Source organism: Cryobacterium sp. TMS1-20-1 (assembly GCF_004402355.1).
Taxonomy (GTDB): Bacteria; Actinomycetota; Actinomycetes; order Actinomycetales; family Microbacteriaceae; genus Cryobacterium; species Cryobacterium levicorallinum.
The window spans coordinates 1-4,387 of record NZ_SOGF01000039.1; the positions used below are offsets into that span (position 1 = coordinate 1).

Genomic DNA, 4,387 nt, shown 5'->3' on the forward strand with positions numbered 1-4,387 from the left:
CGGTGCATGATCCGAACGACCCGGTCGGGCGCCTCCTCTTCAACGTCCTGGCAATGGTCGCTGAATTCGAGTCGGACCTGATTCGCGCCAGAACGCGGGAAGGAATGCAGGTGGCCAAAGCGAAAGGACGTCTTCGCGGTAAGCAGCCCAAACTGTCGGTGGCGCAACAGAAACACTTGATCGAAGTCCACACCGCCGGCCTTCACTCCAGCGCGGAACTGGCGGAACTCTTCAACGTCGCGCGGTCGACCGTTTATCGCACTATTCAACGTCAGTTCGAATCGGGCCATTGATCGGGGCCCTCAACCGCTGTCTCGTTGCCGGACTGGCTGGTCCGGCAATGGGAAGCCTGCGCGAGAGGCCATTTGTACATTTGAAGACCTTTTGTACATCTGGGGAGTGGAATGTACGCTTGAAACATGCCAACCACGGTCCCCGTCAGCGTCTCTGATGCACGCGACCAGCTCGCATCGATCATCGACCGGGCTCGCACCGAGCACGAGCCGGTCTTCTTGTCTCGCCGCGGGCGGCGAGTTGCGGCTGTTATCGACGTCGACGATTTGGAGCGTCTCATTGAATTGGCCGAAGACATGGCCGATATTCGTGCCGCTGAGGAATCCCGTGAAGAGATGCGTCGCACGAAAAGCGAACCGACTCCTTGGGAACAGGTGAAAGCAGACCTCGGCCTCGTATGACTTACTCGGTGAAGATCGCACCGGCCGCTGAACGGCAACTGCGAAAGTTCGATCCGCAGGTTCGACGTCGAGTTCAAGCAGCGATCGAACTCTTGGCAGACGATCCGCGGCCACCCAAGGCGATCCAACTCGTTGGAGGCTCTGGCGAATGGCAGGTCCGAACGGGTGACTACCGCATCATTTACGAGATTCACGACGACCTGTTGATCGTGCTCGTCCTCCGCCTTGGACATCGACGCGAGATATACGAATCCCGATAAGTGATCCCGCAACAGTAACCCTGAGCGGGACGGAAGGTTTCTCGGGCCCGTTGCAGATAGGACTCACTGAGCAGCCGCCGGCGCTATTAGATCATTCCGTGGCGCGCCAAGCAGTCGAGGTACCAGTTGAAGCCGACATCATCTACGTCGCCAGTGACCATGGAATAGTAGTTACGCTCGTTGGTTCCGGCTTCCCGGTAACCCGTCACCGCGACCAAGAATGTGCTGAGGTAATCGGACATTCCATATACTTTGGCCCCGGTCACCTGACCACCTTCGCGTTCAAGAACAATCGACGTGCGCTGCCCCAGCGCGTGCTGAATCGTCAGCAAGTTGTAGGCCAGCCATGACGCATCCGTCAATGCCGTATGCGCCGTTTCGGTACCCGGGCGATGATTCTGCCTCAGGAACAGGCTCCTCCAATAGTCCTCGTAGGCCTCAGGGCCGCAGTCTTTCATCGCTTTCTCTTCTACGCTGTACAGGCGTTGAAGTACATCAGGATGAGTGATTGTGTACAGCTTGTAGATCAGGTCGTCACGGACCTCTTCATCATTGCGGTAGTCCGCACTGGAAATCGCTGCCAACGGGATCTCATAGGCCCGAAATTCCTTTTCCAGCCAACCTTCAACGGCCTCCGTTGTCCACGCTCGCGTATCGGTTTTCTTCCAGCGCTCAAACAGACTCGTCACCGTGTCGCTCCGTCTCATTCCATCGACAGGTCCACGATATCGGGTGGCCCAGCCGGATGTTTAGACCGCCGCGAGAGGATGTGTCGATGCCGCTGGCCCCCATCGTCGTGGACGGGTGCACTGGCGCCGAAACTGTCCATTTCGCCAACGGCCTACGGGATGGTATTGCTGGACAGAAGAAGACCACGGTCGGCGATGTCAAAGAGTGGGGCGTGATGTTGGCTGAGATCGCTTCGTTTCTGTCGGCCTCGCTACCCTGAGGTTATGAGCTACACATACGGCACCAATAGTGTCGCCTACATCCTCGCCGCCGCGATGCTCCTTGTCGTTGTCGTGACACAGCTGGCAGCCTCCGGCAGAATTAGTCGGAACGGTTTCATCGGAATCAGAATCCCGCCGACAATGACCAGTGATGCCGCATGGACAGCTGGCCACAAGGCCGCCCGGTTGCCGTCATGGATTGGCTTCGCACTTGTTGCTATCACTGCGGGAGTGGCACAATTCATCCCGGAAGCCAACGCTATCCTCATCGCAATTCTGTTGCTCTTCCTGGCATGGTCAGTCATGGCTGCTTGGCGCGGCGCACGATCGGCGATCAGCTAACTTTTCGAATGAACCTAAAGAGTCGATTCGGAAAGCCATGCAGACGACTTATCGCCACCCGACCGGGGAACGGTCCGAGCGACGTCGGTTAGTTTCCCGCAAGAACCCAAGGAACCTCCAACGGGACCGAATCGCGTGAAGCCAACCCTGTTGACGTCTGCACTGAGACGACCGTAAGCCGAACCCCCACCGGGACGATCTGACATGAAACCGAATGCGAACGTCCCCGCGGCCGTTCCCATCTGACACTCCGCGCCTATGTGGTCATTTGGTATTCGAGAAGCAGGACGATAACGCCCCCGGTGTACTTTTCAAAGAGCGTCGACAAGCGATGCCGACTGTCGCGGTTCACCGTAAGGTGAACGTACCGCTTGATGCCGAGGGCGGCGCTGGTTTGGTCGGGTGTCATCAGGGGGGACGCTGGTATCGAACAGCTTCGAAGCAGACATCTCCTCCGCGTAACCGCGCCGGGAGCGGATGAGCGCCCCAGCACGTCCGCTGCCGTGCGGTCTTTCGGCCCGGCTGAAATCCGAACGTGAGGCCTACCGGAGGGAACTGAGCCAGCTCCAACTCGCGCTGGCCAAGGCGCAGGGTGAGAACTTAGAGCTCAGACGGCGCCTCGCCGGCCACGAGGATTAGGGCTAGAGATATGAGGAGCGGCCCGGCAAGCGGCCGCATTCGGAGGAGTGGAACTAACCACCCGGCCCGGTCGGATCGATCGGCGCACCGTCGCCATCCTCAGGTAGGTCTCCGCGCTCCACCGGTTCGCCCGGAGTCTTGGGAACGTCGGAGAAGAGCAGTTCGAGTTCCGCATCCGATGGCACGTGCACTTTCTTCGCGGCTGTCAGAAGATCCGCTGGCGACGCGTCGTTCATTCCGGATACCCAGATCAGCGCACCGTCTCGCACCGCGACGTACTCGTGGATGCCTCCAGCCGACCGATGCCAGACGCCATCCTCGTTGGCACACGTCACCGCTCCGCCGGGCGCATCCCAAAGGGGTGTCGCAGCACACGACGCTTCCGTGAGTTCACCGGAATCGCTACGGATGGTCAGCATCGCACCCGTGCTGCTGTTGAACCAGGTAGCCGACATCCCGTCTGCAGCACCCGGCCCGACCGACTGCGGTGCGAGATCGTAGCCGTCCACCTCAGTCGTGTACACGAGTTCAGGAGCGATACCAGCAGCTCTCGCGAGCTCGGCGATCGAATCCAGGCTCGCCGCATCCGCGCCCGTCATCGATGCGCATCCAGTGAGAGATACGCAGACGGACGCCACAGATGCAGCCACGGCTAATGTCCACGCCCGAGGAAAGCGACCAGATCGACGCAAGAGCACCCCCTCCTTCGGTCACGGCTGTGCATGGCGACTCTGCCAATCGCCAGCTCGTACAGTGTGAGTCTACGGTCCGGCCTACCCGGCCGGGGCATGCGCCGACGACGCGCAACAGAAGAGCGCTCACAGGGGGGATACGGGGAGTCTGCACGCCCCATCACGAACCCCCAACGGGACGGTCTGGGTCTAATTCTTCAGAGGGATTCGTGCCAGAACCGTCGAGTGGCGAGTCGGGCGGTCAGAAAGAGAGCAAAGCCCAGGACTCCGAGGATCCCGGATCGCGCAGTTGCGGCAACGAACAGCATTGTTCAGCGATTTGCATTCCGCCTCTGTTCGGGGTGTACCGTGAGGTTTTCGAGTAATGGGGGGACTAAGTGAACATAAACGGGAAACGTCGAATCACGGGACGGACGGGGATCGCTGTTGCTGTTGCTATTATCGCGGGCACACTTGCGTCATTTCCTTTTGGTGCGCAAAGCGCGTCCGCAGAATCCCAAGGAGCGGAAGTCGTTGGTACTGAGACTGACGCCGCGGGACGGACCGTCGTTTTACGTGAAGGAACGTACAACGGCAGTGTCGGGTTCGGTTGGACAAAGATTCAGCAACGGCACAACATCCATAGCAAACACACCATCGGGTTCGTTCTCAAAGCTCCCAATGGCGGAGTGCAGCAGGGCGAAGACCGTCTATACGTCGCTTTGAGCTGCTGCGGATATCTCGGACAGTGGGCCCTCTTAAAATGGGGCGTTACTGAAAGTAGAGATCAGCATGACCGCATCGCGGAGAAAATTTACCCAGGAGTTCAA

General features: G+C 59.2%; 8 protein-coding genes. 6 read left to right on the plus strand and 2 right to left on the minus strand.

From position 1 onward, the window contains the following. From E3O45_RS08545 to E3O45_RS08555, 3 genes are all read left to right on the plus strand, one after another. A partial coding sequence (locus tag E3O45_RS08545; protein WP_134443020.1) for a recombinase family protein occupies nucleotides 1–293 on the plus strand: 293 nt, incomplete at its 5' end. Nucleotides 294–419: 126 nt separating this feature from the next. Then, nucleotides 420–695 carry a type II toxin-antitoxin system Phd/YefM family antitoxin gene (locus tag E3O45_RS08550; protein ID WP_134443021.1) on the plus strand — a complete coding sequence of 92 codons (276 nt, stop codon included), beginning with the start codon at nucleotides 420–422 and terminating at the stop codon, nucleotides 693–695. Nucleotides 696–703: 8 nt separating this feature from the next. After that, nucleotides 704–955: a type II toxin-antitoxin system RelE/ParE family toxin gene (locus tag E3O45_RS08555; protein WP_370450348.1), complete on the plus strand. Its 252-nt coding sequence runs from the start codon at nucleotides 704–706 to the stop codon at nucleotides 953–955. A gap of 86 nt (nucleotides 956–1,041) precedes the next feature. Here E3O45_RS08555 and E3O45_RS08560 read toward each other — a convergent pair whose 3' ends face one another. Further along, nucleotides 1,042–1,644, minus strand: coding sequence for a hypothetical protein (locus E3O45_RS08560; RefSeq protein ID WP_134443023.1), 603 nt, complete (start codon nucleotides 1,642–1,644; stop codon nucleotides 1,042–1,044). Between the two features lie 86 nt (nucleotides 1,645–1,730). Here E3O45_RS08560 and E3O45_RS17520 point away from each other — a divergent pair, with 86 nt between their 5' ends. After that, the gene (locus E3O45_RS17520; RefSeq protein ID WP_166789439.1) at nucleotides 1,731–1,904 is read left to right on the plus strand and encodes a hypothetical protein; all 174 of its coding nucleotides are present in this window, start codon (nucleotides 1,731–1,733) and stop codon (nucleotides 1,902–1,904) included. A 4-nt stretch (nucleotides 1,905–1,908) separates the two neighbouring features. Further along, nucleotides 1,909–2,247 carry an SdpI family protein gene (locus E3O45_RS08565; protein ID WP_134443024.1) on the plus strand — a complete coding sequence of 113 codons (339 nt, stop codon included), beginning with the start codon at nucleotides 1,909–1,911 and terminating at the stop codon, nucleotides 2,245–2,247. Between the two features lie 692 nt (nucleotides 2,248–2,939). On the opposite strand, the gene E3O45_RS08570 is transcribed toward E3O45_RS08565, so the two are convergent. Then, nucleotides 2,940–3,485, minus strand: coding sequence for a hypothetical protein (locus E3O45_RS08570; RefSeq protein ID WP_241985291.1), 546 nt, complete (start codon nucleotides 3,483–3,485; stop codon nucleotides 2,940–2,942). A 470-nt stretch (nucleotides 3,486–3,955) separates the two neighbouring features. On the opposite strand from E3O45_RS08570, the gene E3O45_RS17845 reads away from it, so the two are divergent. Then, nucleotides 3,956–4,387, plus strand: a 432-nt coding sequence (locus tag E3O45_RS17845) for a hypothetical protein (protein ID WP_206750276.1), incomplete at its 3' end; no start/stop codon positions are given.